General features: G+C 62.7%; 23 protein-coding genes, 2 tRNA genes and 2 pseudogenes. 5 read left to right on the plus strand and 22 right to left on the minus strand.

The window, feature by feature from the left end:
* Positions 1–106: 106 nt before the first annotated feature.
* Positions 107–253, minus strand: a pseudogene (locus tag K8U54_RS25270) (sunset domain-containing protein); the annotation flags it as partial.
* Between the two features lie 228 nt (positions 254–481).
* Between K8U54_RS25270 and K8U54_RS01065 the strand changes: the two are divergent.
* A protein-coding gene (locus K8U54_RS01065) for an IS3 family transposase (RefSeq protein ID WP_249908494.1) occupies positions 482–1,650 on the plus strand; the annotation gives its coding sequence in 2 pieces (ribosomal slippage) (positions 482–743 and positions 743–1,650; 1,170 coding nt in all).
* A gap of 524 nt (positions 1,651–2,174) precedes the next feature.
* Positions 2,175–3,374, plus strand: a complete 1,200-nt coding sequence (locus tag K8U54_RS01075; RefSeq protein ID WP_349654560.1) for a tyrosine-type recombinase/integrase — start codon at positions 2,175–2,177, stop codon at positions 3,372–3,374.
* 73 nt (positions 3,375–3,447) lie between these two features.
* Here K8U54_RS01075 and K8U54_RS01080 read toward each other — a convergent pair.
* The 13 genes from K8U54_RS01080 to K8U54_RS01140 form a co-directional block, all read right to left on the minus strand.
* Positions 3,448–3,524 (minus strand) — tRNA-Pro (locus K8U54_RS01080).
* An 88-nt stretch (positions 3,525–3,612) separates the two neighbouring features.
* Entirely contained in the window at positions 3,613–3,969 is a 357-nt protein-coding gene (locus K8U54_RS01085) for a MerR family transcriptional regulator (protein ID WP_013791840.1), read from the minus strand.
* The gene (ihfA, locus tag K8U54_RS01090; protein WP_013791841.1) at positions 3,950–4,252 is read right to left on the minus strand and encodes an integration host factor subunit alpha; all 303 of its coding nucleotides are present in this window, start codon (positions 4,250–4,252) and stop codon (positions 3,950–3,952) included. Before ihfA ends, K8U54_RS01085 begins: the two co-directional genes overlap by 20 nt.
* A 3-nt stretch (positions 4,253–4,255) precedes the next feature.
* A complete protein-coding gene (gene pheT, locus K8U54_RS01095; protein ID WP_249908495.1) occupies positions 4,256–6,631 on the minus strand; it encodes a phenylalanine--tRNA ligase subunit beta in 2,376 nt (791 codons plus the stop codon).
* Between the two features lie 45 nt (positions 6,632–6,676).
* Positions 6,677–7,693 (minus strand): phenylalanine--tRNA ligase subunit alpha, encoded by a 1,017-nt coding sequence (pheS, locus tag K8U54_RS01100; RefSeq protein WP_249908496.1) that lies wholly within the window; start codon positions 7,691–7,693, stop codon positions 6,677–6,679.
* Positions 7,694–7,822: 129 nt separating this feature from the next.
* A complete protein-coding gene (gene rplT / locus K8U54_RS01105; protein ID WP_013791844.1) occupies positions 7,823–8,179 on the minus strand; it encodes a 50S ribosomal protein L20 in 357 nt (118 codons plus the stop codon).
* A gap of 27 nt (positions 8,180–8,206) precedes the next feature.
* The gene (rpmI, locus tag K8U54_RS01110; protein ID WP_013791845.1) at positions 8,207–8,401 is read right to left on the minus strand and encodes a 50S ribosomal protein L35; all 195 of its coding nucleotides are present in this window, start codon (positions 8,399–8,401) and stop codon (positions 8,207–8,209) included.
* Between the two features lie 59 nt (positions 8,402–8,460).
* The gene (infC, locus tag K8U54_RS01115; RefSeq protein ID WP_177323633.1) at positions 8,461–9,012 is read right to left on the minus strand and encodes a translation initiation factor IF-3; all 552 of its coding nucleotides are present in this window, start codon (positions 9,010–9,012) and stop codon (positions 8,461–8,463) included.
* A complete protein-coding gene (thrS, locus tag K8U54_RS01120) occupies positions 9,012–10,934 on the minus strand; it encodes a threonine--tRNA ligase (RefSeq protein WP_249908497.1) in 1,923 nt (640 codons plus the stop codon). Before thrS ends, infC begins: the two co-directional genes overlap by 1 nt.
* 291 nt (positions 10,935–11,225) lie before the next feature.
* Positions 11,226–11,302 (minus strand) — tRNA-Val (locus K8U54_RS01125).
* A gap of 593 nt (positions 11,303–11,895) precedes the next feature.
* The gene (locus K8U54_RS01130) at positions 11,896–12,855 is read right to left on the minus strand and encodes a PA2778 family cysteine peptidase (RefSeq protein WP_249908498.1); all 960 of its coding nucleotides are present in this window, start codon (positions 12,853–12,855) and stop codon (positions 11,896–11,898) included.
* Positions 12,840–13,241 (minus strand): PA2779 family protein, encoded by a 402-nt coding sequence (locus tag K8U54_RS01135; RefSeq protein WP_070887000.1) that lies wholly within the window; start codon positions 13,239–13,241, stop codon positions 12,840–12,842. The genes K8U54_RS01130 and K8U54_RS01135 overlap by 16 nt, the downstream gene beginning before the upstream one ends.
* A 162-nt stretch (positions 13,242–13,403) precedes the next feature.
* Positions 13,404–14,297: a LysR family transcriptional regulator gene (locus K8U54_RS01140; protein ID WP_249908499.1), complete on the minus strand. Its 894-nt coding sequence runs from the start codon at positions 14,295–14,297 to the stop codon at positions 13,404–13,406.
* A 151-nt stretch (positions 14,298–14,448) separates the two neighbouring features.
* Between K8U54_RS01140 and dkgB the strand changes: the two genes are divergently transcribed.
* Positions 14,449–15,252, plus strand: coding sequence for a 2,5-didehydrogluconate reductase DkgB (gene dkgB / locus K8U54_RS01145; RefSeq protein ID WP_249908500.1), 804 nt, complete (start codon positions 14,449–14,451; stop codon positions 15,250–15,252).
* 214 nt (positions 15,253–15,466) lie between these two features.
* Here the strand turns inward: dkgB and arfB are convergent, their stop codons facing one another.
* Positions 15,467–15,880 carry an alternative ribosome rescue aminoacyl-tRNA hydrolase ArfB gene (gene arfB, locus K8U54_RS01150; protein WP_074879916.1) on the minus strand — a complete coding sequence of 138 codons (414 nt, stop codon included), beginning with the start codon at positions 15,878–15,880 and terminating at the stop codon, positions 15,467–15,469.
* 145 nt (positions 15,881–16,025) lie between these two features.
* Between arfB and K8U54_RS01155 the strand changes: the two genes are divergently transcribed.
* On the plus strand, positions 16,026–17,153 hold the full coding sequence (locus K8U54_RS01155) for a metal-dependent hydrolase (protein WP_249908501.1): 1,128 nt from the start codon (positions 16,026–16,028) through the stop codon (positions 17,151–17,153).
* A gap of 147 nt (positions 17,154–17,300) precedes the next feature.
* On the opposite strand, the gene K8U54_RS25275 is transcribed toward K8U54_RS01155, so the two are convergent.
* The 7 genes and pseudogenes from K8U54_RS25275 to hppD form a co-directional block, all read right to left on the minus strand.
* Complete coding sequence (locus K8U54_RS25275; protein WP_434060005.1) at positions 17,301–18,173, minus strand: methyl-accepting chemotaxis protein; 873 nt, start codon at positions 18,171–18,173, stop codon at positions 17,301–17,303.
* A 30-nt stretch (positions 18,174–18,203) separates the two neighbouring features.
* A pseudogene (locus K8U54_RS25280) lies at positions 18,204–19,256 on the minus strand (methyl-accepting chemotaxis protein); the annotation flags it as partial.
* 278 nt (positions 19,257–19,534) lie between these two features.
* Positions 19,535–20,923: an amino acid permease gene (locus K8U54_RS01165; protein ID WP_249908503.1), complete on the minus strand. Its 1,389-nt coding sequence runs from the start codon at positions 20,921–20,923 to the stop codon at positions 19,535–19,537.
* 81 nt (positions 20,924–21,004) lie between these two features.
* Positions 21,005–21,655 carry a maleylacetoacetate isomerase gene (maiA, locus tag K8U54_RS01170; RefSeq protein WP_249908504.1) on the minus strand — a complete coding sequence of 217 codons (651 nt, stop codon included), beginning with the start codon at positions 21,653–21,655 and terminating at the stop codon, positions 21,005–21,007.
* Positions 21,656–21,875: 220 nt separating this feature from the next.
* On the minus strand, positions 21,876–22,862 hold the full coding sequence (locus K8U54_RS01175) for a fumarylacetoacetate hydrolase family protein (RefSeq protein ID WP_249908505.1): 987 nt from the start codon (positions 22,860–22,862) through the stop codon (positions 21,876–21,878).
* Positions 22,862–24,001, minus strand: a complete 1,140-nt coding sequence (locus K8U54_RS01180) for a homogentisate 1,2-dioxygenase (RefSeq protein WP_249908506.1) — start codon at positions 23,999–24,001, stop codon at positions 22,862–22,864. Before K8U54_RS01180 ends, K8U54_RS01175 begins: the two co-directional genes overlap by 1 nt.
* A 4-nt stretch (positions 24,002–24,005) precedes the next feature.
* The gene (gene hppD, locus K8U54_RS01185) at positions 24,006–25,088 is read right to left on the minus strand and encodes a 4-hydroxyphenylpyruvate dioxygenase (RefSeq protein WP_249908507.1); all 1,083 of its coding nucleotides are present in this window, start codon (positions 25,086–25,088) and stop codon (positions 24,006–24,008) included.
* A gap of 297 nt (positions 25,089–25,385) precedes the next feature.
* Between hppD and K8U54_RS01190 the strand changes: the two genes are divergently transcribed.
* A complete protein-coding gene (locus K8U54_RS01190) occupies positions 25,386–25,985 on the plus strand; it encodes a hypothetical protein (protein ID WP_249908508.1) in 600 nt (199 codons plus the stop codon).
* Positions 25,986–26,075: the final 90 nt, after the last annotated feature.

Below are 26,075 nucleotides of genomic sequence, written 5' to 3' on the forward strand. Positions count from 1 at the left end.
TCTCACCGGCGAGCAACCTGATCGCCAAAAGCCTTGTCCACGCACGCACAGCGCTTTTGGCTAGCTCAAATCGGCCTGCGGCTAAACTCCGAACCACGTCTTTTGCTCACCTACAATTGCCCGCCTTGTGAAAACCCGACGCTATAGCCTCGGCCTCTGACCCGAACGACACTTGGTTCTTTGCTGAAACCTGCCCATAACTTGGGCAGCCGCTAGGCAGGTGATAAACCCCACTTCGCCGATTGCCGACCACCTCTCCACTGGCTACCGCTGCCGGGGTGACAGCTTTAGTTTCCTGGGTCTTGGCCACCTGCCCTGTTGCTGACTTGCGAGCGTTACGGGGCCCTACGCCCTCGCCTGTTGGCTTATAGCCAAGTGCCCATGAGCGCTCACCAGTCACGAACTTGTTCGGGTAGCTGTAGTGGTCTACTAACCCCGGACACTTTTTTAGGCGAAGATGATCGCCATGCAGAGGTGTTCGATGAGCAGACAACGACGTACTTTCACCCCCGCCTTCAAGCGTGAGGCTGCCAGCTTGGTGCTCGACCAAGGTTACAGCTGCCCTGACGCTGCCAAATCCCTCTATGTGGGCGAGACCGCATTACGGCGCTGGGTTGCCCAGTTGCAGCTTGAGCGTGGAGGCGTTACGCCTTCTGCCAAGGCGCTGACGCCCGAGCAGCAGACGATCCAGGAGCTGCAGGCCCGTATCAACCGGCTGGAGCTTGAGAAAAAAATCTTAAAGGAGGCCACTGCGCTCTTGATGGCCGAGGAGCACGGGCGCAGACGTTGAAGTCGATTTGGCAGTTGGCCAAGCATTACCCTGTTCGACTGTTGTGTTCGGTCTTCGAACTGCCCCGCTCGTGTTACTACGCCTATCTGGCACGACGGCGTCGCATCGATGTACGCCGAGTGAGTTTGCGCAGCCGCATCAACGAGCTGTTCAGCCAAAGCCGTAGCTCAGCAGGTAGTCGCAGTATCGTTGCCATGCTCAAGGACGAAGGCACCAAGGTCGGTCGCTTCAAGGTTAGAGGCTTGATGAAGGAGCAGGGATTGATCAGCAAGCAGCCAGGTTCTCATGCTTACAAAAAGTCCACCGTCGAACGTCCTGACATTCCCAATATCCTCGACCGGCAGTTCACCGTTGCAGCGCCAAACAGGGTCTGGTGCGGCGATATCACCTATATCTGGACGCAGGGTAAATGGAGCTATCTGGCCGTCGTCCTGGACTTGTACAGCCGTAGAGTGGTGGGCTGGGCGATGTCTGCCAAGCCCGATGCCGACTTGGTCATCAAAGCGCTCGACAGAGCTTACGAAATGCGTGGCAGGCCGCAGGGTGTCCTGTTTCATAGCGACCAGGGCAGCCAATATGGCAGCCGTAGTTTCCGTCAGCGGCTCTGGCGCTATCGGATGACGCAGAGCATGAGCCGACGTGGAAACTGCTACGACAACGCCCCCATGGAGCGGCTGTTTCGCAGCTTGAAGACGGAGTGGGTACCAACGGTGGGTTACATGACGACAGCGCTGGCTGAGCAGGATATTGGCCGCTATCTCATGCAACGCTACAACTGGACAAGGCCGCATCAGCACAACGGCTTCGTGTCGCCGGCGATTGCGGAAGAAAAACTCAATTCTGTGTCCGGGGATTGTTGACCACTACAACCAGGACTGGAACTAGGTTGCAGGGGTACGTCTTCGGAAGACACTCATCAATCCTTAAGCCTGATATCACCGCAACAGCCAACGGCAGGCCATACGCCACGATCCATCAGGTCAAACCGAATCAAAACGGTTGTTGTACCAAACCCTCCGCAGCCCCCTCCACCACGTTGTTCGCCCAGCGAGCAGCGGACAGCATCTGCAGCACGGATCAGGGCCGATAAGGAGGCGACATTCATGCCCGCATCATCTGAACAGATAGCCGCACGCTTGATCACCTGCGCACCCCGAATCCTGCGAGCCAGTGCGGCTCCCGCTTACCTCGGCATGTGCCGCACTGAATTCACTAAAACTGTCCGGCCATATGTACGTGAATTTCGAATAGGTGTGCAGGGCATCGGCTTTGATCGCGAAGAGCTGGATGCCTGGGCCGACGCCTACATAGACAGGGCCAGCATTGAAAAGGAAGGCGCCACGGGACATGATCACTCTCGCAGCGAGCGCCGAGGAGATAAACCATGGCGCGAAAAACCATCACGGGCCTCTACCAAAGGAATGGGATCTGGCACATCGACAAGGTCTTCAGAGGTCAGCGAATTCAGGAAAGCACTGGATCAAGCGATAGGAAGGAGGCAGAGCAATATCTGATACACAAGCTGGAGAAGCTGCGGGAACAGAAGATCTATGGTGTCCGAACGATCAGGACTTGGCGGGAGGCGGCTACGCGCTACCTGATCGAGTACAAGGATCAGCCATCTATAGGCCTCACGGCCATCTATCTGGAGCAGTTGGACCCTTACATTGGCGACCAGCCTCTGACTCATGTCGATGACGAGACATTGGCTCCCTACGTTAGGGATCGGCTCAAGAGCAGCACCACCAGCGACGGTAAATCGAAGCCAGGCGTTTCACACCGCACGGTGAACATTGCCCTAGAACGCGTCATACGCATCTTGAATCTATGCGCCCGAAAATGGCGTGATGAGCAGAAGCGTCCCTGGCTCGACGTAGTACCGATGATCACCAAGCTGGAAGAGAAGAAAACCAGACGCATGCCCTACCCGATGTCCTGGGAAGAGCAGTCGATTCTCTTCGCCGAACTGCCTGATCATTTGCGCCGCATGGCCCTGTACAAGGTCAACAGCGGTTCACGAGAGCAGGAAGTCGTGAAGCTTCGTTGGGATTGGGAGATACCGATTCCTGAGCTCAACACCAGCGTATTTCTCATACCGGCGGATTTTGGTGGCCGGCATGAGAGCTCCGGGGTCAAGAACGGCGACGAGCGCCTCGTTGTACTCAACAACGTAGCCAAGTCGGTCATCGAGGGACAGCGTGGGCTTGATCCGGTTTGGGTATTTCCTTACGGACAACCCGATCAAAACGGCAAGGCCACTCCCGTTCACCGGATGAACGATTCGGCATGGAAGAAAGCCAGGGTCAGAGCAGCGAAGAAGTTCCAAGAGCGTTTTCTTCGCCCTGCCCCAGCTGGATTTGCTTCGATCCGCGTTCACGATCTGAAGCACACCTTCGGTCGAAGACTTCGAGCAGCAGGGGTAACGGAGGAGGACAGGAAGGCTCTGCTGGGCCACAAGAACGGCAGCATCACCAGTCACTACTCGGCCGCCGAGCTGGGCAAACTGATCGATGAAGCCAACAGGATTTCGGCTACCGACTCGCGCGGGCCGGTCCTGACAATTTTGAGGAGGATGGCAGGATGAAAAAAGCCCCGCAAAAGTCCCTGACACAAAAAAGCCTGGTCATCACTGACCAGGCTCTAATGTAGGGATTTGTTGGTCGGGACGGAGTGATTCGAACACTCGACCCCTTGCACCCCATGCAAGTGCGCTACCGGGCTGCGCTACGCCCCGACGGGTGTTGCTGATGCCTTCGGGATTAGCCGAAAGCGGGAGAGACTATAAACTAAGCATCTGAATTGTGGAAGGTTTTTCTTCGAATTCATTTGCGCAGGACGTGGAGTACATCTTCCAGCTCGGCGATCATCTGCTTGATGAGCTGCTTGTACTGGGTGGTGTCGTCCTTGGCTTCTTCGCCGGTGAGGCGCAGGCGTGCGCCACCGATGGTGAAGCCCTGGTCGTACAGCAAGGCGCGGATCTGGCGGATCATCAGCACGTCCTGGCGCTGATAGTACCGACGGTTGCCACGACGCTTGACCGGGTTGAGCTGTGGAAACTCCTGCTCCCAGTAACGAAGCACGTGCGGTTTGACCGCACAGAGTTCACTGACCTCGCCGATGGTGAAGTACCGCTTGCCGGGTATGACAGGCAGTTCGTCGTTATGACTTGGTTCCAGCATAGGCTTCAACCCTGGCTTTGAGCTTCTGGCCGGGGCGGAAGGTCACGACACGGCGGGCCGTGATCGGGATCTCCTCCCCTGTTTTTGGATTACGACCGGGGCGCTGACGCTTATCGCGCAGATCGAAGTTACCGAAGCCTGAGAGCTTCACCTGCTCATTGAGTTCCAGTGCCTGGCGGATTTCTTCGAAGAAGAGTTCCACCAGTTCCTTGGCTTCTCGCTTGTTCAGGCCCAGCTCATCGTACAGACGTTCGGCCATCTCAGCTTTCGTCAGTGCCCCCATACGCTAGTTCCTTAACGTGGCGTTGAACCTTTGTTCCAGGGAGGTGAGGATGTTTTGCGTGGCGGTGCTCACCTCATCGTCATTTAGAGTGCGCGATGGATGCTGCCAGGTCAAGCCGACCGCCAGGCTTTTTCTAAGCGGATCAATACCTTTACCCTGATAAACATCAAACAACCTGAGGTCGGTGAGCCACTCGCCGGCCTGCTCGCGAATGTCGGCCAACAGGTTCTGGGCCGGCACGTCACGGTCGACCAGCAGCGCCAGGTCGCGGCGCACTTCGGGGAAGCGCGACAGTTCCTTGAACGCCGGCATGCGGCCCGCGGTGATTTCGCTCAGCAGCAGCTCGAACAGGAACAGCGGCTGATCCAGGCCGAGGGTCTTGGCCAGTTCCGGGTGGATGGCACCCAGGTAGCCGACCAGGCGACCGTCACGCTCGATGCGGGCGGTCTGGCCCGGGTGCAGGGCACTGTGCTCGCCCGGCACGAAAGCGAAGCTGGCGGCATCGCCTGCAGCGGCCAGCAGGGCTTCCACGTCGGCCTTGGCGTCGAAGAAGTCGACGCTGTCACGACCATGGGCCCAGCTTTCCGGCAGGCGGCTGCCGGTGATCACGCCAGCGAGCATCGGCTCCTGCTTGAGCTCGTCCAGCTGACCGACGAAGCGCAGGCCGCTTTCGAACAGGCGCACGCGCGACTGCTGGCGGTTGAGGTTGTGCTCCACCGCCTTGACCAGGCCCGGCCACAGCGAGGCGCGCATGGCGGCCATGTCGGCAGAAATCGGGTTGGCCAGGGTCAGCGGCTTGACGCCCGGGCTGAACAGCTCGAACAGCTTGGGATCGATGAAGCTGTAGGTGATCGCTTCCTGGTAACCACGGGCCACCAGCAGGCGGCGCAGCACCGGCAGGTCAGCCACGGCCTCGGCCTTGGTCTGCGGCGCCAGGCGCGCTTGCGGGTAACGCACCGGCAGGCGGTTGTAGCCATACAGGCGGGCCAGCTCTTCGATCAGGTCGACTTCCAGGCTGATATCGAAGCGGTGGCTCGGCACCTTGACCTGCCACTGCCCTGCTCCGCCCTCGATACCCAGGCCCAGGGCGCCCAGCAGTTTGACGATCACTTCATCTTCGAGCTTGAGGCCGAGCATCTGCTCGACACGCTCGGCACGCAGGCTGATCGGTGCGATGTTCGGCAGTTGCGCCTCGTCGACCGCCTCGATGATCGGGCCGGCTTCGCCGCCGACGATCTCCAGCAGCAGCGCCGTGGCGCGCTCCATGGCTTCGCGGGCCAGTTGCGAGTCCACACCACGCTCGAAGCGGTGCGAGGAGTCGGTGTGCAGGCCGTAGGAACGGGCCTTGCCAGCCACGGCGATGGTGTCGAAGAAGGCGCTTTCCAGGAACAGGTCGCGAGTGGTGGCGCTGACGCCACTGTGCTCGCCGCCCATCACGCCGGCGATGGCCAGGGCGCGCTGGTGGTCGGCGATCACCAGGGTGTCGGCACGCAGGGTGACTTCCTGGCCGTCGAGCAGCACCAGCTTCTCACCCTCTTCGGCCATGCGCACGCGAATGCCGCCCTGGATCACGTCCAGGTCGAAGGCGTGCATCGGCTGGCCGAGTTCGAGCATCACGTAGTTGGTGACGTCGACGGCGGCATCGATGCTGCGCACCTCGGCGCGGCGCAGGCGCTCGACCATCCAGCGCGGGGTCGGCTTGGACAGGTCGACGTTGCGCACCACGCGCCCCAGGTAACGCGGGCAGGCCTGCGGAGCCAGCACTTCGACCGGGCGCACTTCATCGTGGGCCGGGGCGACTGCAGCGACCTGTGGGCGAGTGACCGGAGCGTCGTACAGGGCGCCGACTTCACGGGCGAGCCCCGCCAGGGACAGGCAATCGCCGCGGTTGGGCGTGAGGTCGACCTCGATGCTGACATCGTTGAGTTCGAAGTACTCGCGGATGTCCTGGCCCACCGGCGCGTCGGCCGGCAGTTCCAGCAGGCCGTCGTTGTCTTCGCTGATCTGCAGCTCGGAGGCCGAGCAGAGCATGCCGTTGGACTCGACGCCGCGCAGCTTGGCTTTCTTGATCTTGAAGTCGCCGGGCAGTTCGGCGCCGATGGTGGCAAACGGGATCTTCAGGCCGGGGCGCACGTTGGGCGCGCCGCACACCACCTGGAAGGTTTCGCTGCCGTTGCTGACCTGGCACACGCGCAGCTTGTCGGCATCGGGGTGCTGCTCGGTGCTCAGCACCTCACCGACGATCACGCCGCTGAAGGCACCGGCCACGGGGCTGACGCTGTCGACTTCCAGGCCGGCCATGGACAGGCGCGCGACCAGTTCGTCACGGCTAGCCTGGGGGCTCACCCAGCTGCGCAGCCACTGTTCACTGAATTTCATGTTGTCTGTTCTCCTGATCGAATTCGATTACGAAACTGCTGAGGGCTAGCGAAATTGCGCCAGGAACCGCAGGTCGTTATCGAAGAACAGCCGTAAATCGTTGACGCCGTAGCGCAGCATGGCCAGGCGCTCGACGCCCATGCCGAAGGCGAAGCCGGAGTATTTTTCCGGGTCGATGCCGCTCATGCGCAGCACGTTGGGGTGCACCATGCCGCAGCCCATCACTTCCAGCCAGCCGGTCTGCTTGCACACGCGGCAGCCTTTGCCGCTGCACATCACGCACTGCATGTCGACTTCGGCCGACGGCTCGGTGAACGGGAAGAAAGAGGGGCGGAAACGCACGCCCAGGGGCTTTTCGAAGAACACCCGGAGGAATTCCTCGATGGTGCCCTTGAGGTCGGCGAAGCTCACGCCCTCGTCGACCAGCAGGCCTTCGACCTGGTGGAACATCGGGGAGTGGGTGATATCGGAATCGCAACGGTACACGCGGCCCGGGCAGACGATCCGGATCGGCGGCTGCTGGGACTCCATGGTGCGAACCTGTACCGGCGAGGTATGGGTGCGCAGCAGCATGTTGGCGTTGAAATAGAAGGTGTCGTGCATGGCACGCGCCGGGTGGTGGCCCGGAATGTTGAGCGCCTCGAAGTTGTGGTAGTCGTTCTCCACTTCGGGGCCTTCGGCGATGCCGTAACCAATGCGGGTAAAGAACTGCTCTACGCGCTCCAGGGTACGGGTAACCGGGTGCAGGCCGCCCGATGCCTGGCCACGGCCCGGCAGGGTGACATCGATACGTTCGGCGGCGAGCTTGGCACTCAGGGCCGCCGACTCGAGAATCTCTTTACGGTTGTTGAGGGCGTCCTGGACGCGCTCCTTGGCCGAGTTGATCAGCGCGCCCGCCTTGGGGCGTTCTTCGGCAGACAGGTTGCCCAGAGTCTTCATGACCTGGGTCAGCTCGCCTTTCTTGCCCAGATAGTGAACCCGCAGTTGTTCCAGGGCGTTCACATCGTCGGTGTGACTGACAGCCTCGAGCGCTTGCGAGACCAGCACATCCAGATTTTCCATTTACAGACTCCAGATACGAAACAGGGGAAGAGCTTGAAGGCTCTTCCCCTGTCGATGACGTTTAGAGTCGACCTGCGGGTTACGCCTGTCGCCTCTACTGCACCGGGAAACCCGGTGATTGTCGGGGACTTAAGCCAGTACGGCTTTCGCTTTCTCGACAATCGCAGCAAACGCCGCTTTTTCGTTCACTGCCAGATCAGCCAGAACCTTGCGGTCGATCTCGATCGACGCTTTTTTCAAGCCAGCGATCAGACGGCTGTAGGACAGACCGTTGATGCGAGCACCAGCGTTGATACGAGCGATCCACAGAGCGCGGAACTGACGCTTCTTCTGGCGACGGTCACGGTAGGCGTATTGACCCGCCTTGATGACAGCCTGCTTGGCAACACGGAATACACGCGAACGTGCGCCGTAGTAGCCTTTAGCCAGTTTCAGGATTTTTTTGTGACGAGCACGAGCGATAACGCCACGCTTAACACGAGCCATGAGTAATTTCCTCTATCTTGACCGAGATTAACGAACGCGCAGCATGCGCTCGACTTTTGCCTTGTCCGACGGATGCATCAGTTCGCTACCGCGAAGTTGACGCTTACGCTTGGTGGACATCTTGGTCAGGATGTGGCTCTTGAAAGCATGCTTGTGCTTGAAGCCCGCAGCCGTTTTGAGAAAGCGCTTGGCAGCGCCGCTCTTGGTTTTCATCTTTGGCATGTTCGTAACTCCGCATTCAGTTGATATAGATAACCATAAGGCCTGCCGTGCCCTGGAGGTTATTTCTTGCGTTTGGGAGCGATGACCATCATTAGCTGGCGTCCTTCCATCTTAGGATGCTGTTCGACGGTACCGTGTTCGGCGAGGTCGGTTTCGACCCGCTTCAACAGTTCCATACCCAGCTCCTGGTGGGCCATCTCACGACCGCGGAATCTCAGAGAGATCTTGGCCTTGTCCCCTTCCATCAGGAAACGTACCAGGTTGCGTAGTTTTACCTGGTAATCCCCTTCTTCCGTCCCTGGACGAAACTTGATTTCCTTGATCTGCTGCTGGTGCTGGTTCTTCTTGGCCGCGGCAGCCTGCTTCTTCTTCTCGAACAGGTGCTTGCCGTAGTCCATGATCCTGCACACAGGCGGCTGGGCGTCGGCAGAGATTTCTACCAGGTCCAGCTTGGCCTCTTCAGCGATCCTAAGCGCTTCATCAATAGAGACGATGCCAATTTGCTCACCGTCAGCGCCAATTAACCGAACCTCGCGTGCCGAGATATTCTCGTTGATCGGAGCCTTCGGGGCGCCTCGTTTATCTTGTCTCATATCACGCTTAATAATGATTACTCCAATTCTTGGCGACCACGCCGGGAAACCGCTTGCGCGAGCAATTCAGTGAATTGAGCGACGGGCATGGAGCCCAGATCGGCACCCTCACGAGTGCGCACAGCGACAGTTCTTGTCTCGACTTCCCGATCGCCGATCACCAGCAGATAGGGAACCTTGAGCAAAGTATGCTCACGGATTTTAAAGCCAATCTTCTCGTTCCTCAAGTCTGACTTGGCACGAAATCCGTTTTGATTCAACGTTTTTTCCACCTCGAGGGCGAAATCGGCCTGCTTGTCGGTGATGTTCATGATCACCGCCTGGGTCGGCGCCAGCCACGCCGGGAACACGCCGGCGTAGTGCTCGATCAGCATGCCGATGAAGCGCTCGAAGGAACCGAGGATGGCGCGGTGCAGCATGACCGGGCGCACGCGGCTGTTGTCTTCGGCGATGTAGCTGGCGTCCAGGCGCTCCGGCAGGTTCGGGTCGTACTGCAGGGTACCGCACTGCCAGTTACGGCCGAGACAATCGCGCAGGGTGAACTCGATCTTCGGGCCGTAGAACGCGCCCTCGCCCGGCTGGTATTCCCACTCCAGGCCGGATTCGTTCAGGGCATCGGCCAGGGCGCCTTCGGCGCGATCCCACAGCTCTTCGGAGCCCACGCGCTTGGCCGGGCGAGTCGACAGCTTCATGGCGATGTCGGTGAAGCCGAAGTCCTTGTAGACGTCCAGGGTCAGCTTGATGAAATCGGCCGCTTCCTTCTTCACCTGTTCTTCGGTGCAGAAGATATGCGCGTCGTCCTGCACGAAGCCACGTACGCGCATGATGCCGTGCAGCGCGCCGGACGGCTCGTTGCGGTGGCAGGCACCGAACTCGGCGAGGCGCAGCGGCAGGTCACGGTAGGATTTGAGACCCTGGTTGAACACCTGCACGTGGCACGGGCAGTTCATCGGCTTCACCGCGTAGTCACGGCTTTCCGAGGAGGTGGTGAACATGTTCTCGGCGTAGTTGGACCAGTGGCCGGAACGCTCCCAGAGGATGCGGTCGACGACCTGCGGGGTCTTGATTTCCGAGTAGCCGTTCTCGCGCTGCACCTGGCGCATGTACTGCTCGAGCACCTGGTAGACGGTCCAGCCGTTGGCGTGCCAGAACACCATGCCCGGCGCTTCTTCCTGCAGGTGGAAGAGGTCGAGCTGCTTGCCGATCTTGCGGTGGTCGCGCTTCTCGGCTTCCTCGATGCGCTGGATGTAGGCCGCCAGCTGCTTCTTGTCCGCCCAGGCCGTGCCGTACACGCGCTGCAGCTGCTCGTTCTTGGCGTCGCCACGCCAGTAGGCGCCGGACAGCTTGGTCAGTTTGAACGCCTTGAGGAAGCGGGTGTTGGGCACGTGGGGACCACGGCACATGTCCACGTACTCTTCGTGGTAGTACAGGCCCATGGCCTGCTCGTCCGGCATGTCGTCGACCAGGCGCAGCTTGTAGTCTTCGCCACGGGACTTGAACACCTCGATGACGTCGGCCCGCGGCGTCACCTTCTTGATGACGTCGTAATCCTTGTCGATCAGCTCCTTCATGCGCGCTTCGATGGCGGTCACGTCGTCAGGCGTGAAGGGGCGCTCGTAGGCGATGTCGTAATAGAAGCCATCGTCGATGACCGGGCCAATGACCATGCGCGCAGTCGGGTACAGTTGCTTGACCGCGTGGCCGACCAGGTGGGCGCAGGAGTGGCGGATGATCTCGACACCCTCCTGGTCCTTCGGCGTGATGATCTGCAGGGTCGCGTCGTTTTCGATCAGGTCGCAGGCGTCGACCAGGCGGCCGTCGACCTTGCCGGCGACGGTGGCCTTGGCCAGACCGGCACCAATGGATTGCGCCACCTCGAGTACGGAAACCGGGTGATCGAACGAACGCTGACTGCCATCGGGAAGAGTAATGGTGGGCATGGCGCCTCCTCTCCTAGTGGTGACCTCTACCAAAGGCCACATGGGTTGGGATGAGCCAGTAAGCGATCCGGTGGCGTATCTGCCATACAGAGGCAGGGGCCGTGAGGCCAACCGAGAACGAACCGCAGTCACTGGAGGGTGTGAAACGGTGGATGCTTTCAGAATCGAGCGGGCCTGACAAGGCAAACCGGCCATTTTCGAAAATTTCCGAAACGGCGAGCGCGGCTCACGACCCAAACGCAAAAAAGACGAGCAAAAAAAATGGTCGCCGAAGCGACCATTTAAAGAATTTGGTAGGCACAATTGGATTCGAACCAACGACCCCCACCATGTCAAGGTGGTGCTCTAACCAACTGAGCTATGTGCCTGCTGTGGGTGCGCATTCTACGGAGCCGCGCAGAAGAGTCAACACCTTTTTCCGCTAACTGACTAAAAAAACTGAGTTTTTTTGATTTGGTGGGTGGAATTGCCTTGCTACCCGGCGTAGACCGATCTGCGCTCCCTGAGTATCGCTTCGCTCAACCCAGGCTACAAGGAGGGTATTGCGTCGAGAGTGAAAAGCTCTACGGGTCTGCCTGGTATCTCGGCTGCGGTATTGATGGGCTGTCGCCTACGCGGCCCGGCCCATCCTACGAGTCAGCGTTGTAGGGCGTACTCGCGAAGCAGTACGCCTTCAAAGGGCCCGGCGCGGGTTGAGGCGTCGAACCGGGCGTGAACCGGCGGACTGTTCGCTGACGCTCCTGAGTCCGCCCTACGGACTACGGGCGGCCGGCGTTTCACCGCCCTACGGACCAACCTGTGGGAGCGGGCGGGGACGCCTAGTTCATGCCCGCGAAGTTCGCAGGGCTGGCACGCTCCCAGAGAGGGTGTGTTTTCCGGATCAGTGCGGGCTCGCGCCCTCCTCTATAGACACAAACAAAAACGGCGCCGATGGGCGCCGTTCGTTCTCCCGCAAGTACCGCTACTGAACCGGGCAGGCCACAGGTATCGCGCACTGCTCGCTGGCAGTGCCCTGCTTGCCGACGGCATTGAAGCGCTTGTCATCCGGCGCCAGGCGCTGGGCGCACTGGCGGGCGCTGGTGGCTTCGGCCTTGCAGCCGCGCTCGTCGAGCACCTGGGACAGGTTGAACCAGCCGGGCGCGAAATCCGCCTGGCGGCTGACGCTCTCGCGAAACGCCGCCTCGGCACCGCGCAGGTCGCCACCCGCATAACGGCTGTTGGCCAGGGCGAACCAGGCCACGGCCTGCTCGGGCCAGCGCTGGGTCGCGGTGCGGTAGGCGTGCTGGGCGACATCCTTGCGGCCGACCTCTTCCAGATCCGCCGCGGCCTTGAGCCATACGGTCGGCTCGGCCGTGGCCGGCAAGGTATCCGGCGGTACGGTCACCACCGCCCAGCGGTTGCCACGGGCCCAGGTCTTGTCGAAGGCGGCGAACTCGGTCACCCAGCGCCGCGTGGTACCGGAGCGCAGGATGAGTTTCTCTTCACGACGGTCGTAGCCCACCAGCACCGCGAAATGCCACTGCGGGTACCAGTCGAAACCCAGGTTCTGCAGCACCAGCACGGGGTTGCCGGCAGCCACCTCGGCGAGCAGCGAGTCGAGCCTGGGCTTCAGCGGGTAGACGAGCAGGTCGTGGGCACGCGCCGCGGCGACCATCTCGACCTGCAGGCTGCCCTCACGACCGGGAATGTAGACCTGGTCCTGCAGGAAGCCCGGCGTGGTCAGCACACCGCGCTGGTTGAGCATGGTCGCCAGGGCGGCCGGCCCACACTGGTAAGCGGTCTGCGGATAGAAGGGAACGCTGCTGAGTTCGACCCGCTCAGGCAGGCGCTGGGCCTCCGGTGACAACACCGGAGACCTGGCGCATGCGCTGAGCAGGACGATCAGAAGTGAAGCGCAGAGCAGTCTTAACGATTTACGCATTTCACGAAACTGAAGATGTCGGTGGCGCAGAGCATATCGGTGATGATGAAGATCACCAAGAACAACACGATGATGCCGACCACACCGGCACCTGCCGGCGCTTCGGACAGTTGCTGGTTGAATTGCGCGAGTTCGGCGCTGGTCAGGTTGTTGATGCGGTTCTCTACCTGATCACGCTCCACACCCATGGCGAGCAGCTTGTCCTTGACCTGCTGATCATCGAGCATCGACAGCAGTTGCTGACGGTCGACCTGCTGTTGCTGTTCGGTCAGCACTTCACCCGTGCCGATCATCGCGGCATTGGCGAGTGGAACCTGGGCGATCATCAGGACATGGAACACTGCCAGCATGGCAGCCAGACGACGAAAGAACGGGGATTTGGTCATTTTGGTATCTCCTTATCAACCATCATCCTAGACCCATGTGGCACACAGCCAGTTCCGCCTATATCTGCAAGTTGTTCGCCCTATCCTGCAGCCCAGTGAATACGGGGCCTAAAGCTGCCTGAGACAACCCCGTGTCGGGGCCATTTTGCATTGCGCAGAAGCTCATGCCAGGGTGCTCAATTCGCTGCTCAGATAATCGAGAAAACAGGTGATGCGCGAGGTGAGCGCGGTGTTGTGGTAGTAGACGGCGTGGATCGGCTGGCGAGCCTCCACGGTGTGCTCGGCCAGTACCTGCACCAGGTCGCCACGGCCGCGGTCCAGGTGGGTCATGAAGTCCGCCAGGCAGACGATGCCCACCCCTTCCAGGGCCAGTTGCCGCAAGGTTTCGCCGCTGGAGGCCTGCAGGGTCGGCACGATGTCCAGACTTTCGCCTCCGGCGTGGCGCAGCGGCCACCGGTTGAGGCTATCGGGCTGGGTAAAGCCAAGCAGGCTGTGGCCTGGCAGCGCCTCGACGTTATCCGGCGCGCCGTGGGCGGCGAGGTAGGCAGGACTGGCCAGCACCCGCAGGCGACTGCTGCCCAGCGGCCGTGCATGCAGGGTCGAGTCGCGCAATTGGCCGATACGGATGGCCACGTCGGTGCGCTGCTCGATCAGGTCGATGATCTGGTCGCTGCTGTGCAGTTCCAGCTCGATGTTCGGGTAGCGCTCGCGAAAGCCTTTTATCAATGGCACCACCGCATGCAGCACGAACGGCGCCGCAGCGTTGACCCGCAAGCGACCGGCCGGCGTCTGCCGGCGCACACGCATCTGCTCCTCGGCCTCCTCGACGCTGGCGATGATGCGCCGCGCCTGAAGCAGAAAGGCCTGCCCTTCTTCGGTCAACTCCAGACGCCGGGTGGTGCGCTGCAGCAGCGTGACGTCGAGCTTTTCTTCCAGCCGGCTGAGAGCGCGGCTGATGCCCGAGGCGGTCTGGCCCAATTGCTGCGCTGCGGCGCTGATCGAGCCGGCGGCGACGACGGTGCTGAAGGCGAGGAGTTCGTCGAGGGAGGTTTTCATGGCGGTATTCGTGACCAGGCAGCAAATATGTTTGCCATGAAACGCGCTTTTTCCGCACAAGTCCATGGCACACACTGGCCCAAGAAACCCGAAACCACCCACGGGCAGTGCGGTCAGCTACTGACAGCCACCCGCTAGACAGGAGCGACACATGAAGCAGATTCCCGCCCTCGGCCTCGGCACCTTTCGCCTCAAGGACCAGCAAGTCATCGACTCGGTGCGCAACGGTCTGGAGCTCGGCTACCGGCATATCGATACCGCGCAGATCTATGGCAACGAGGCCGAAGTCGGCCAGGCCATCGCCGAAAGCAGCGTGCCGCGCAGCGAACTGTTCGTCACTACCAAGATCTGGACCGACAACCTGGGTGCCGACAAGCTGATCCCCAGCCTCGAGGAGAGCCTGCGCAAACTGCGCATGGAGCAGGTCGACCTGACCCTGATCCACTGGCCTTCGCCCAAGGATGAAATCCAGGTGGCCGAATACATGGCCGCCCTGCTGGAAGCCAAGGCTGCTGGCCTGACTGCGCAACTGGGCGTGTCGAACTTCACCAACGCTCATCTGCAGCAGGCCATGGAAGTGGTCGGTGCCGAGCAGATCGCTACCCATCAGGTGGAAATTCATCCCTTCCTGCAGAACCGCAAGGTGGTCGAATTCGCCCAGGAGCACGGCATTCACCTGACCGCCTATATGCCGCTGGCCTATGGCAAGGTGATGACCGATCCGGTGATCCAGGAGATCGCCAGCCGGCATGCCGCCAACCCGGCCCAGGTGGCATTGGCCTGGTCGCTGCAGCAGGGCTTCGCGGTGATCCCCTCGTCGACCAAGCGCGCTAATCTGGAAAGCAACCTGAGTGCGCTGAAACTCACCCTCAGCGAACAGGACATGGCCGCCATCGCCGGGCTAGAACGCGGCGAGCGCCTGGCCAATCCGGACTTCGCCCCGCGGTGGGATTGAGCGCCCGGCTCAGAGCCTGTTCACGATCTTTATGCGCCTGAGGCAGCTGCTCATCCGGCGATGCTGCTTTTGTAGGAGGGGCTTTAGCCCCGAGTTCTTTACGCCCTCATAAAGCTCGGGGCTAAAGCCCCTCCTACAAGTTACGCGAACGGCCGCTACCGCCAATTAACTGCCAAAATCGGCGAATCTGGGCTGAAAGCTTATGAGCAGGCTCTTAGAAGTCGACCTTGCCCCTACCCGCCTTGATCGCCCCGCGCTTGGTCTTGCCTTCCAGCCGGCGCTTCTTGGAACCCAGGGTCGGCTTGGTCGGGCGGCGGGCCTTCTCGGTCTTGCCGGCCGACCGAATCAGTTCGGCCAGGCGCTCCAGGGCGTCGGCGCGGTTCTGCTCCTGGGTGCGGTATTGCTGGGCCTTGATGATCACCACGCCATCGGCGGTGATGCGGCTGTCACGCAGGGCCAGCAGCCGTTCCTTGTAGAACGGCGGCAATGAGGACGCCTGGCTGTCGAAGCGCAGGTGCATGGCACTCGACACCTTATTGACGTTCTGCCCGCCGGCGCCCTGGGCGCGGATGGCGGTGAGTTCGACTTCATCCTCGGGCAGATGAACGCTGTTGGAGATGACCAGCATGGGGGGCCTTGTTTGCGGTGGGCGTGCAGGATAGCCCAGGGTAGACGCCAGGATGACTGAAACCTTTGCTTGAAATTTCCCTCTACGCCCAATCGGATGCTCGCGTAAGTTAAGCGGCCCGCCCTCACCCCCTGCGAGCACACCCATGGATTCGATCACCCAGGCCGTACTTGGCGCCAGCATCCAGGGGGCGCTGCTGGGCCGCTGGCAGGGGCGCAAGGCCCTGTTGTATGGCGCCGTGCTGGGTACCCTGCCGGATCTCGACGTGGTCATCGACTACGGCGACTCGGTGGCGGCGATGACCTACCACCGCGGCTTCAGCCATTCGCTGTTGGTGCTGACCGGCTTTGCCCTGCTGCTGACCTGGCTGCTGCGACAATGGCGGCCCAACCCGGGCTATTCGTCACGAAGGCTGTTCCTGGCGATCTGGCTGGTGCTGATCACCCACCCCCTTCTCGATGCGTTCACCAGCTACGGCACGCAGCTGCTCTGGCCCTTCGCGCCGACGCCGGCGGCCTGGTCGAGCATCTTCATCATCGACCCAATCTACAGTCTGCCGCTGCTGGGCGCGGTGATCTACGGGCTGATCGCCGGCCTCAAGGACAAGGCCAACCCGGTGGTCAACTGGGCCCTGGCGTTTTCCACGGTCTATCTCGCCTCGACCCTGGGCGGCAAGTACATGGCCGAACACCGCGTGGAGCAGGAACTGGCGCGCCAGGGTATCGAGGCCGAAGCCATCTTCAGCTCGCCAACCCCCTTCAACACCCTGCTGTGGCGCGTGGTGGCGATCGAGGGCGAGGATTACCACGAAGCGCTGGTCGGCTGGTTCGACAGCGCACCGCCGGTGCTGGAACGCATGCCCCGCGGGGCGGCGCTGGGCCAGGCCCTGGATGACTCGCCTGCCCATCAGCGGCTGAAATGGTTCACCAATGACGTGCTGCGTTACGACCGCATCGGCGATCACCTGGTGGTGACCGACATTCGCCTGGGCATGACCGGCTTTCACCCGTTCCGCTTCGACTTCGCCCACTGGCAGAACGGCGCCTGGCAGGTACAGCCCTATATCGAACGCTGGCCCTCGGAGCGCGGCGACCTGCAGCGCCTGGCCCTGCTCTGGCAACGTATCTGGCAGCCGACGACGCCCGTACCTCTGGCCTTGTGGGCCAGCGAGCTGAGCCTCGATCCAGAAGGTGATGGCCCGCCCGATAGCGGCCTGGCCCCAGGCCGCAAAGCCGCCAGCTCCGCAGGCGACAAAGGCGACCCGGCGCTGTAACGGTACCGGGCTGCGATAGGCGGGAAAGCGCCCCGGGTATCCCAGGCTCGACCCGGGCTACCCATGCAGCCCGTAAAATGAGCCCGGGCCGTAGCCGGGGTTGAGCGAAGCGATACCCGGGAAACCTGTTCCCGGGCAACTGCCTCCTCAGGTCCGGAACTGCCGCACCAGGCCCTGCAGTTCGACGCCCAGGCGTGCCAGTTCGGCGCTCGAGGTGGCGGTCTGCTGGCTGGCGCTGGCGCTCTGCTCGCCGATATCACGCACCCGGGTCACGCTCTCGCTGATGGTCTCGGCCACGGCGCTCTGTTCTTCCGCGGCGGCGGCGATCTGCTGGTTCATCTGCTCGATGGTACTCACCGCCTGGGTGATGCGCCCCAGGGCATCACCGGCCTCCCCCGCCAGGGCCACGGTGCGCTGGGTCAGCTCACGGCTGCCCTCCATCTGCGTGGCGGCGCCATTGGCCAGGCGCTGCAGGTTGGCGATCAGGTTCTCGATTTCCTGGGTCGAGTCATGGGTGCGCCGCGCCAGGGCGCGCACCTCGTCGGCGACCACCGCGAAGCCGCGGCCCTGGTCACCAGCCCGGGCGGCCTCGATGGCGGCGTTGAGCGCCAGCAGGTTGGTCTGTTCGGCCACCGCACGAATCACCTCCAGCACGCTGCCGATCCGCCCGCTTTCCTGATTCAGGGCCTGCATGGCCTCGGCCGATTGCTCGACCTCCTGGGCCAGCTTGCCGACCTGGCTGATGGCCTGCTGCACTACCTGGTTGCCCTGCTGCGCTTCGCGGTCGGCGTCGCCGGCGGCCAGGGAGGCCTGTTCGGCGTTCTGCGCCACTTCCTGCACGGTGGCGGCCATCTGGTGCATGGCGGTGGCGGTCTGCTCGGTTTCCACCTTCTGGGTCTGCACGCCGGCGCTGGTCTGGGCGGTGATCGCCGACAGCTGCTCGGCGGCCGCGGCGATCTGCCCGACACCGTTGCCGATGCGGCCGACCAGATCGCGCAGGCTGCGGGTCATGCCCTGCATGGCCTCGAGCAACTGGCCCAGTTCGTCCCGGCGGTTCTGCGGCAGATCCTGGCTCAGGTCGCCGCCGGCGATACGCCGCGCGAACTCCACGGTCTGGCGCAGCGGCGCGACGATGGAGCGGCTGATGGTGAAGGCAGCGAACAGGCCGATCAGGACCGCCGCCAGGCCCATGCTGCCGAGCAGCAGCATGGCGTTGCGGCTGTCTTCGCTCATGGCCTGCTCTTCGATGTTCTTGGCCTGTTCGGCCAGCGCCAGTACCTGGTCGGCCTGCTCGAGCATGGCGGCATCGCTGGCCAGGCTCTGCTCGTGCACCTGCTGGAAGTTGGTGAACGCCTGCTGGTAGTTGGTCAGTGCCACCAGAGCGGCTTCGATGGCGCGCTTCTGGTCGTCGTCGAGCCACACCATCAGGCCGTTGGCCGATGACTGCAGGTCGTAGCTGACGAAGTTCCAGTCTTCCAGCGCGGCGGGCGAGCCATCGATGATGAACTGGCCTTCGTGGCCGCGCAGTTCGAGCATGCGCTTGCTGAGGTTGGAGGCGGTTTCGGCCAGCGTCAGCGGGTCGCTGCCGCGCAACTGGTCGCCGGCCAGGCGCAGCTCCCGCACGGCGTCGTACATGCCCAGTTCGATCATCTCGAACTGGCTACGTGCCTCCTGGGCGGCATCGTCCATCTGCTTGCGCGCTTCGCTGGCACGCGCCTGTTGCTGCACGCTGGCGTCGAACTGGTGCAGGTAATCGGCGGTCGCCACATCCATGGCCTGCAGACGCTCGCGCTCGGCCGGCGAGGCAGCGGCGATCTGCTCGGCCAGCCCGGCACGCACCTTGGCCAGCTGCTCGCGCATGCGCTGGGCATCGGCTTCGCTGTGGCTGATCGCGTAATCACGCTCCATGCGCCGGGCGCCGAGAATCTGCGCGTCGATGGTCGACAACGATACGGACTGGGCGTGGCCTTTCATCACCGCCTGCACGGCGACGAAGCCGCTGGCTGTCACGGTAACGGTCAACAGCAGTACCAGGCCGAAACCGACCAGAAGTTTCTTGCCGACGGAAAGGTCGACGAACAGTCGAGTGGCAGAATGCAACATCCAAGCGGGCTCCCTTTGTTTTTATAGGTGTGGTGCACGGCCTTCTTCCTGCAACCGTGCGACCCATGGCTTCAGGAAGTTAATCGGCCGCGCGCGGCAAAGCCTGAGCGAAAAAGCCGATTACTGGCGCCATCAAGTCGCCACTATACCGGCCTATGCCCACCCCCCCCCATGTCCATACCTGCGACAAAAGGTTATGGCGCGTACGCGAGCGTCGACGATTAGGCACAAATGCCACCCGCAGCGTTGCGCTGCGGGTGTGGGATGACGCTTGGCAGTCAGCGAGCCAGGCGACGCTGGCGGACCTGGTAACAGCCCCAGATGAACAGCAGCCAGAACGGAATGGCGAACACCGAGATGCGGATGCCGGGGATGAACAGCATCACGCCGAGGATGAACAGCACGAAGGCCAGGCACAGGTAGTTGGCGAAGGGGAACCAGAAGGCCTTGAACGACGGCTCCACGCCCTTGGCCTGCATGGCCTTGCGAAACTTTATGTGGGCCAGGCTGATCATCGCCCAGTTGATCACCAGGGCGGCGACCACCAGGGACATCAATAGCTCCAGCGCGCTCTTGGGCACCAGGTAGTTGATCACCACGCAGATCAGCGTGAACAGCGCCGAGAAGAAGATCGCCAGTACCGGCACGCCGCGCTTGTCGACCTTGAGCAGCGCCTTCGGGGCGTTGCCCTGCTCGGCCAGGCCATAGAGCATGCGGCTGTTGCAGTACACGCCGCTGTTGTAGACCGACAATGCAGCGGTGAGCACCACGAAGTTGAGCAGGTGCGCGGCGGTGTCGCTGCCGATCAGCGAGAAGATCTGCACGAAGGGGCTGCTACCGTAGGAGTCGCCGCCGGCGGTCAGGGTAGCCACCAGGTCGTCCCAGGGGTGCAGCGAGAGCAGCACGGTCAGCGCACCGATATAGAAGATCAGGATGCGATAGACCACCTGGTTGATGGCCTTGGGAATCACGGTTTTCGGCTGGTCGGCTTCGGCCGCGGTGATGCCCACCAGTTCCAGGCCGCCAAAGGAGAACATGATGATGGCCATCATCATCACCAGCCCGGACACCCCGTTGGGGAAGAAGCCGCCGTGGCTCCACAGGTTGCTGACCGACGCCTGCTCACCGCCCGCGCCGCTGAACAGCAGGTAGCAGCCGAGCAGGATCATGCCCATGATCGCCACCACCTTGATGATCGAGAACCAGAACTCGGCCTCGCCGAACACCCGCACGTTGGTCAGGTTGATGGCATTGATCAGCACGAAGAACGCCGCCGCGGTCGCCCAGGTGGGGATCTCCGGCCACCAGTACTGCACGTACTTGCCCACCGCGGTCAGCTCGGCCATGCCCACCAGCACGTAGAGCACCCAGTAGTTCCAGCCGGACAGGAAGCCGGCGAACGGCCCCCAGTAGCTATGGGCGAAGTGGCTGAACGAGCCGGCCACCGGCTCCTCGACGATCATTTCGCCAAGCTGGCGCATGATCAGAAAGGCGATGAACCCGCCGATCGCGTAACCCAGGATCATCGACGGCCCGGCCGAGGCCATCACCCCGGCAGAACCCAGGAACAGGCCGGTACCGATGGCACCGCCCAGGGCGATCAACTGAATGTGGCGGTTCTTCAGGCCGCGCTTGAGCGGGCCGGTCTGGAGCATTTCGCTTGGCATCTGTCACCTGTGGGTGATCGACCGTGACGGGATCGAACCCGCCCGGCTCGTGGCCTTGCGGAATGGCTTGGGTGCTTGCGTTTACTGCGCGTCGGGCTGGGCATCCGGCGCGGCGTGCCGGAATGCATCAAGGGCCTCACAACGGGCGGTCAGCGCGAGGATGCGTGGATACGCATCGAGGTCACAGTCGAAACGGCGCGCATTGTACACCTGTGGAATCAAACAGGCTTCCAGATAGCCGGGCCGCATGCCCAGGGAAAATCTATCGCCATGCGCCGCCAGCCCCTGCTCCACCGCTGCCAGGCCTGCAGCCACCCAGTGGCGGTACCAGGCATTCTTCGCGGCATCGTCGACACCCAGCTCACGGCTGAGGTACTGCAGCACCCGCAGGTTGTTCAGCGGGTGCACATCGCAGGCGAGGTGCAGCGCCAGGGCGCGAGCCTGGGCCCGCTCGACGGGGTCGGCCGGCAGGATGGCCGGCACCGGGAAGATTTCCTCCAGGTACTCGATGATCGCCAGGGACTGAGCGATGCGCGCACCGCCGTTCTCCTCGTCCACCAGCAGCGGCACCAGGCCCTGGGGATTCAGGGCCTGATAGGCTTCGTCATGCTGCTCGCCACCGTCACGCACCAGGTGCACCGGCACCTGCTGGTAAGCCAGGCCCTTGAGGTTGAGGGCGATACGCACCCGGTAGGCGGCGCTGGAGCGCCAGTAACCGTAGAGCTTCAACATTGCGGACTCCCTTCGAAACACAACACAGTGGGAGCGGCTTCAGCCGCGGTCAGGCTTGAATGCGCTGACAGCTCGCGGCTAAAGCCGCTGCTACGGATCTGCGGCGCACTCGGTCATCGATCCCAGGTCAGGGTGCCGGCATACGCTCTCGTGGGAGCGGCTTCAGCCGCGATCGGGCTTGAAGGCGCCGACAGCTCGCGGCTAAAGCCGCTGCTAGGGGTCAGTGGGTGTCATAGCGCTCCACCACCTGGTCGATGGCGCCGAATATGCTCGCCCCGGCGCCATCGAACATCTCGATGCGCACCCGGTCGCCGAACTTCAGGAATGGCGTCTTCGCCTCGCCGTGTTCGATCACCTCGAGCATGCGCTTTTCGGCCAGGCAGCTGGACCCGGCGCTGCGGTCGTAGTTGGAGACGGTGCCCGAGCCGATGATGGTGCCGCTGCCCAAGGGCCGGGTGCGGGCGGCGTGGGCGACCAGGGTCGGGAAGTCGAAGGTCATGTCGGTGCCGGCATCCGGCTGGCCGAACAGTGCGCCGTTGATATGCGACACCAGCGGCCGGTGCACGCGGCCTTCGCGCCAGCTGTCGCCCAGCTCGTCCGGCGTCACCGCCACCGGCGAGAAGCTCGACGACGGCTTGCTCTGGTAGAAGCCGAAACCCTTGGCCAGCTCGCCGGGCACCAGGTTGCGCAGCGACACGTCGTTGACCAACATCAGCAACTGGATATGCCCCGCGGCCTGGGCCGGCGTGGCGCCCATGGGCACGTCGTCGGTGATCACCGCCAGCTCGGCCTCCAGGTCGATGCCCCAGGCCTCGTCACCCAGGCGAATCGGCGCCTGGGGCGCGATAAAGGTATCCGAGCCGCCCTGGTACATCAGCGGCTCATGCCAGAACGACTCCGGCATCTCGGCGCCTCTGGCCTTGCGCACCAGCTCGACGTGATTGACGTAGGCACTGCCATCGGCCCAGTGGTAGGCACGCGGCAGCGGGCTGTGGCAGGCGCTCTGCTCGAAGTCGAAGGCTGCAGCTTCCAGGCCGTCGTTGAGGCGCTGGTAGATGGCTTCCAGCTGCGGGCGCTTGCTCGCCCAGTCGTCCAGGGCGGCCTGCAGCGTCGGGGCGATCTGCGCCACACGCACGGCGCGGCTGAGGTCGCGGGATACCACCACCAGTTCGCCATCGCGGCCCCTGTTCAGCGATGCCAGTTTCATCAGGACTCCTTGCCTGGCGCACGCCAGGAATTGACGTATTCGGCGACATCCACCGCAGCCGCGGCGTCGGTCACTTCCAGGGCGCGGCGGGTGTCGATCATCACCGCCACTTCCTCGGCGAAAGTGGCCGGGTCGGTCTGCGCCTTCTTCAGCGCCTTGGGATGCGGGCCATGGGGGAAACCGCAGGGGTGCAGGGTGACCATGCCGGCCTCGATATTGTCGCGGCTGAAGAAGTTGCCACGGTGGTAGAACAGCACCTCGTCGTAGTCGTCGTTGTTATGGAAGAACGGCACCTTGAGGGCGCCCGGGTCGGACTCCACCGGCCGCGGCGTGAAGGTGCAGACCACGAAGCCCTTGGCCACGAAGGTGGTGTGCACCGAGGGCGGCAGGTGATAGCGGTGGCTCATCAGCGGGCGGATGTCGCGCCAGTTGACCCGCACCACGGTGTTGTCGCCATGCCAGCCCACTGCATCGAGGGGATTGTAAGGATAGGTCACGGTGCTGATCTGGCCCTGGCGCTTGATGCGGATCTGCCAGGTGCTTTCGTCCTGCTGGGCCTTGAAGGCGTCATCGATGCGGGGGTGATCGAGCACCGCCGGGTCGAAGATCGCCTGGCCACCGAGCAGGCCCTTGTCCGGCAGTTGATAGGCGCCATCGGTGTTCTCGATCAGCAGGAAATGGCTGGGCGTCGTGGGCTCGACGCGCCAGGCGGTGCCGCGGGGAATCACCAGGTAATCGCCATCGCGGTATTCCAGATGCCCGAAGTCGCAATGCAAGTGCCCGGCGCCGTCGTGCACGAACACCAGCTCGTCGCCATCGCTGTTGCGCACCAGATGGCGCATCGCAGTGGCGGTCTTCCACACGCGCAGGCGGATGTCGGCGTTGTGCAAGGTCAGCGGCGCCTCGAACGGACAATCGTGCTCGCTGGGAATCCTGTTGAAGTTGAAGGCGTGGGGGCGCAGCGGCCCCTGCCAGTCGATCCAGCCGGTGGGCGGATGCTTGTGGTGCAGGTGGGTCACCGGGCCGAAGAAGCCCTCGCGGCCCATTTCCCGCTCGTAGGTGTCGGCGGGAAAGTCGCAGTGGGCCTGGCGCGAGTGCTCGCCTTCACGCAGGGGAAAGCTGATCCATTTGCGGCTCATGGCTTCACTCCTCGCTGATCACACCGCGGCGCACCTGGTCTTCTTCGATGGACTCGAACAGCGCCTTGAAATTGCCCTCGCCAAAGCCCTGGTTGCCCTTGCGCTGGATGATCTCGAAGAAGATCGGGCCGATCACCGTGTTGGTGAAGATCTGCAGCAGGATGCCGTCATCCTCCGGCGCGCCATCGATCAGTAGGTTCAGGTCACGCAGCACGTCCAGCGGCTCGCCATGGCCAGCCACGCGCTGGTCGACCTTCTCGTAATAGGTGTCCGGGGTACCCATGAACGACACGCCATTGGCCTGCAGCTGGCGCACGGTGGCGTAGATGTCGTCGGTGGCCAGGGCGATGTGCTGGATGCCCTCGCCATGGTACTCGCGGATGAATTCCTCGATCTGCGACTTGTCGTCGGCCGACTCGTTGATCGGGATGCGGATCTTGCCGCACGGCGCGGTCATGGCCCGGGACAGCAGGCCGGTGAGCTTGCCCTCGATATCGAAATAGCGGATCTCGCGAAAGCCCGCGATGCGCTCGTAGAAGCCGGACCAGACGTCCATCTGCCCACGTTTGACGTTATGGGTCAGGTGGTCGATGCATTGCAGGCCCACGGCATTGTCATTGGCCGAGCGGCCTTCGATGAACTCGAAATCGACGTCGTAGATGCTGTGCTCACCGTAGCGGTCGACCAGATACAGGAGCGAGCCGCCGATGCCCTCGACGCAGGGAATTTTCAATTCACCGAAGTTGGCGTGGCTGCCGACCAGGGTGGCACCCTGCTCCTTCACGTAGGCCGCCGCCTGGGCAGCGTTTCTGACCCGAAAGGCCATGGCGCAGGCACTGGGCCCGTGTTTTTCGGCGAAGGCGTGCACGTGCCCCGTCGGGCTGCCGTTGAGCACGAAGTTGACGTCGTGCTGCTGGAACAGCCACACCTGCTTGCTGCGGTGCCTGGCGGTCTCGGTAAAACCCATGGCGGTGAACAGCTGGCGCAGCTGCTCGATGCCTTCGGACGTCGGCGCGGTGAATTCGACGAACTCGAAACCGTCGGTACCGATGGGGTTGTGCTGCTCGATTCTGGACACGGCGTTCATGGGGGTCGTCCTCGTTGTCGTTATGCCTCTCATGACAATCGAGGCGCCGACCCCGAGCAAGGCCGCCTGGCTCGCCCGAAACGGGCGCTGCGCCTGCCAATGGCAAGGCTTCGATACATGGCGGCGCAATCGGCGGCCAAGCGCTGCCTGCAGACCTGTGGAACGGCCGCATGCGTAAACCTTTCTTTACAACCTGGTCGATTAGCCTGCCGACGGGATGACAGCGCTGCACGGGCAGATCGATGAAAACACTGCCAGAATGACAGCATCCATCAGCGCCATGACAATGAGGCCGCCATGAGCAGTGAAACGCCTACCGAAGCCGAGAGCGCACCCGCCGCATTCGACCTGGCGCCCGCCAGCGACGAGGAGCGCCTGGCCAGGCTGGAAAAGGCCAACCGCCTCAACCGCATCCTGATCTTCGCCCTGGCCCTGCTGCTGTTCATCATCCTCTCCAGCCTGGCCACCTCGGCGGTGGTGAAGATGCTCGCCGACGAACCGCCGCCCTTCGACCCGGAGGCCTTCGCGGCGCTGCAGCAGCATGCCGAGGAACTGGAAAAGCAGGTAACGGCGCTGAAGGAGGATCAGAAGCGCCAGGACGCCCTGCTGAAACTCGCCGCCGCGCCACCGCCGCCGCCTCCTGCGGCCGTCGCGGCGCCGCCCGCCCAGGACATAGCCGCCCTGAAGCTGATGGGCCGCACTCTGCTCGGCCAGGAACAGAGCTACCAGCAGAGCCTGCAGGCGCTGAAGAATGGCATGCGTGACCTGGCGGACATGATCCCCGGCTCGCGCAGTTGGCTGGACGACTACAACCAGGAAATCGACAAGGCGGTCAGCGCCAGTGTGCAACGCACCAAGGCGATCCAGCAGTGGGGCAGCAAGCTGCCCCACGAGTAGGGCTGGCGTTCGATCGCCCAGGGTTTGCGCAACGGACCCTGGGTATCGCTGCGCTCGACCGCCGGCTACGCAAGGCGGATTGCTTAGCGC

It is taken from the genome of Pseudomonas fulva (assembly GCF_023517795.1).
Classification (GTDB): Bacteria; Pseudomonadota; Gammaproteobacteria; order Pseudomonadales; family Pseudomonadaceae; genus Aquipseudomonas; species Aquipseudomonas fulva_D.

Bases quoted from the DNA above. Each gene is read 5' to 3' on its own strand.
- dkgB (WP_249908500.1), top strand. From the start codon at position 14,449: ATGAAGCAGATTCCCGCCCTCGGCCTCGGCACCTTTCGCCTCAAGGAC.
- K8U54_RS01180 (WP_249908506.1), bottom strand. From the start codon at position 24,001: ATGAGCCGCAAATGGATCAGCTTTCCCCTGCGTGAAGGCGAGCACTCG.
- K8U54_RS01165 (WP_249908503.1), bottom strand. From the start codon at position 20,923: ATGCCAAGCGAAATGCTCCAGACCGGCCCGCTCAAGCGCGGCCTGAAG.
- K8U54_RS25275 (WP_434060005.1), bottom strand. From the start codon at position 18,173: ATGCAGGGCATGACCCGCAGCCTGCGCGATCTGGTCGGCCGCATCGGC.
- K8U54_RS01135 (WP_070887000.1), bottom strand. From the start codon at position 13,241: ATGACCAAATCCCCGTTCTTTCGTCGTCTGGCTGCCATGCTGGCAGTG.
- ihfA (WP_013791841.1), bottom strand. From the start codon at position 4,252: ATGGGGGCACTGACGAAAGCTGAGATGGCCGAACGTCTGTACGATGAG.
- K8U54_RS01130 (WP_249908498.1), bottom strand. From the start codon at position 12,855: ATGCGTAAATCGTTAAGACTGCTCTGCGCTTCACTTCTGATCGTCCTG.
- hppD (WP_249908507.1), bottom strand. From the start codon at position 25,088: ATGAACGCCGTGTCCAGAATCGAGCAGCACAACCCCATCGGTACCGAC.
- rplT (WP_013791844.1), bottom strand. From the start codon at position 8,179: ATGGCTCGTGTTAAGCGTGGCGTTATCGCTCGTGCTCGTCACAAAAAA.
- K8U54_RS01140 (WP_249908499.1), bottom strand. From the start codon at position 14,297: ATGAAAACCTCCCTCGACGAACTCCTCGCCTTCAGCACCGTCGTCGCC.
- rpmI (WP_013791845.1), bottom strand. From the start codon at position 8,401: ATGCCAAAGATGAAAACCAAGAGCGGCGCTGCCAAGCGCTTTCTCAAA.
- K8U54_RS01075 (WP_349654560.1), top strand. From the start codon at position 2,175: ATGGCGCGAAAAACCATCACGGGCCTCTACCAAAGGAATGGGATCTGG.
- pheT (WP_249908495.1), bottom strand. From the start codon at position 6,631: ATGAAATTCAGTGAACAGTGGCTGCGCAGCTGGGTGAGCCCCCAGGCT.
- maiA (WP_249908504.1), bottom strand. From the start codon at position 21,655: ATGTTGAAGCTCTACGGTTACTGGCGCTCCAGCGCCGCCTACCGGGTG.
- thrS (WP_249908497.1), bottom strand. From the start codon at position 10,934: ATGCCCACCATTACTCTTCCCGATGGCAGTCAGCGTTCGTTCGATCAC.
- K8U54_RS01155 (WP_249908501.1), top strand. From the start codon at position 16,026: ATGGATTCGATCACCCAGGCCGTACTTGGCGCCAGCATCCAGGGGGCG.
- K8U54_RS01175 (WP_249908505.1), bottom strand. From the start codon at position 22,862: ATGAAACTGGCATCGCTGAACAGGGGCCGCGATGGCGAACTGGTGGTG.
- arfB (WP_074879916.1), bottom strand. From the start codon at position 15,880: ATGCTGGTCATCTCCAACAGCGTTCATCTGCCCGAGGATGAAGTCGAA.
- K8U54_RS01085 (WP_013791840.1), bottom strand. From the start codon at position 3,969: ATGCTGGAACCAAGTCATAACGACGAACTGCCTGTCATACCCGGCAAG.
- K8U54_RS01190 (WP_249908508.1), top strand. From the start codon at position 25,386: ATGAGCAGTGAAACGCCTACCGAAGCCGAGAGCGCACCCGCCGCATTC.
- pheS (WP_249908496.1), bottom strand. From the start codon at position 7,693: ATGGAAAATCTGGATGTGCTGGTCTCGCAAGCGCTCGAGGCTGTCAGT.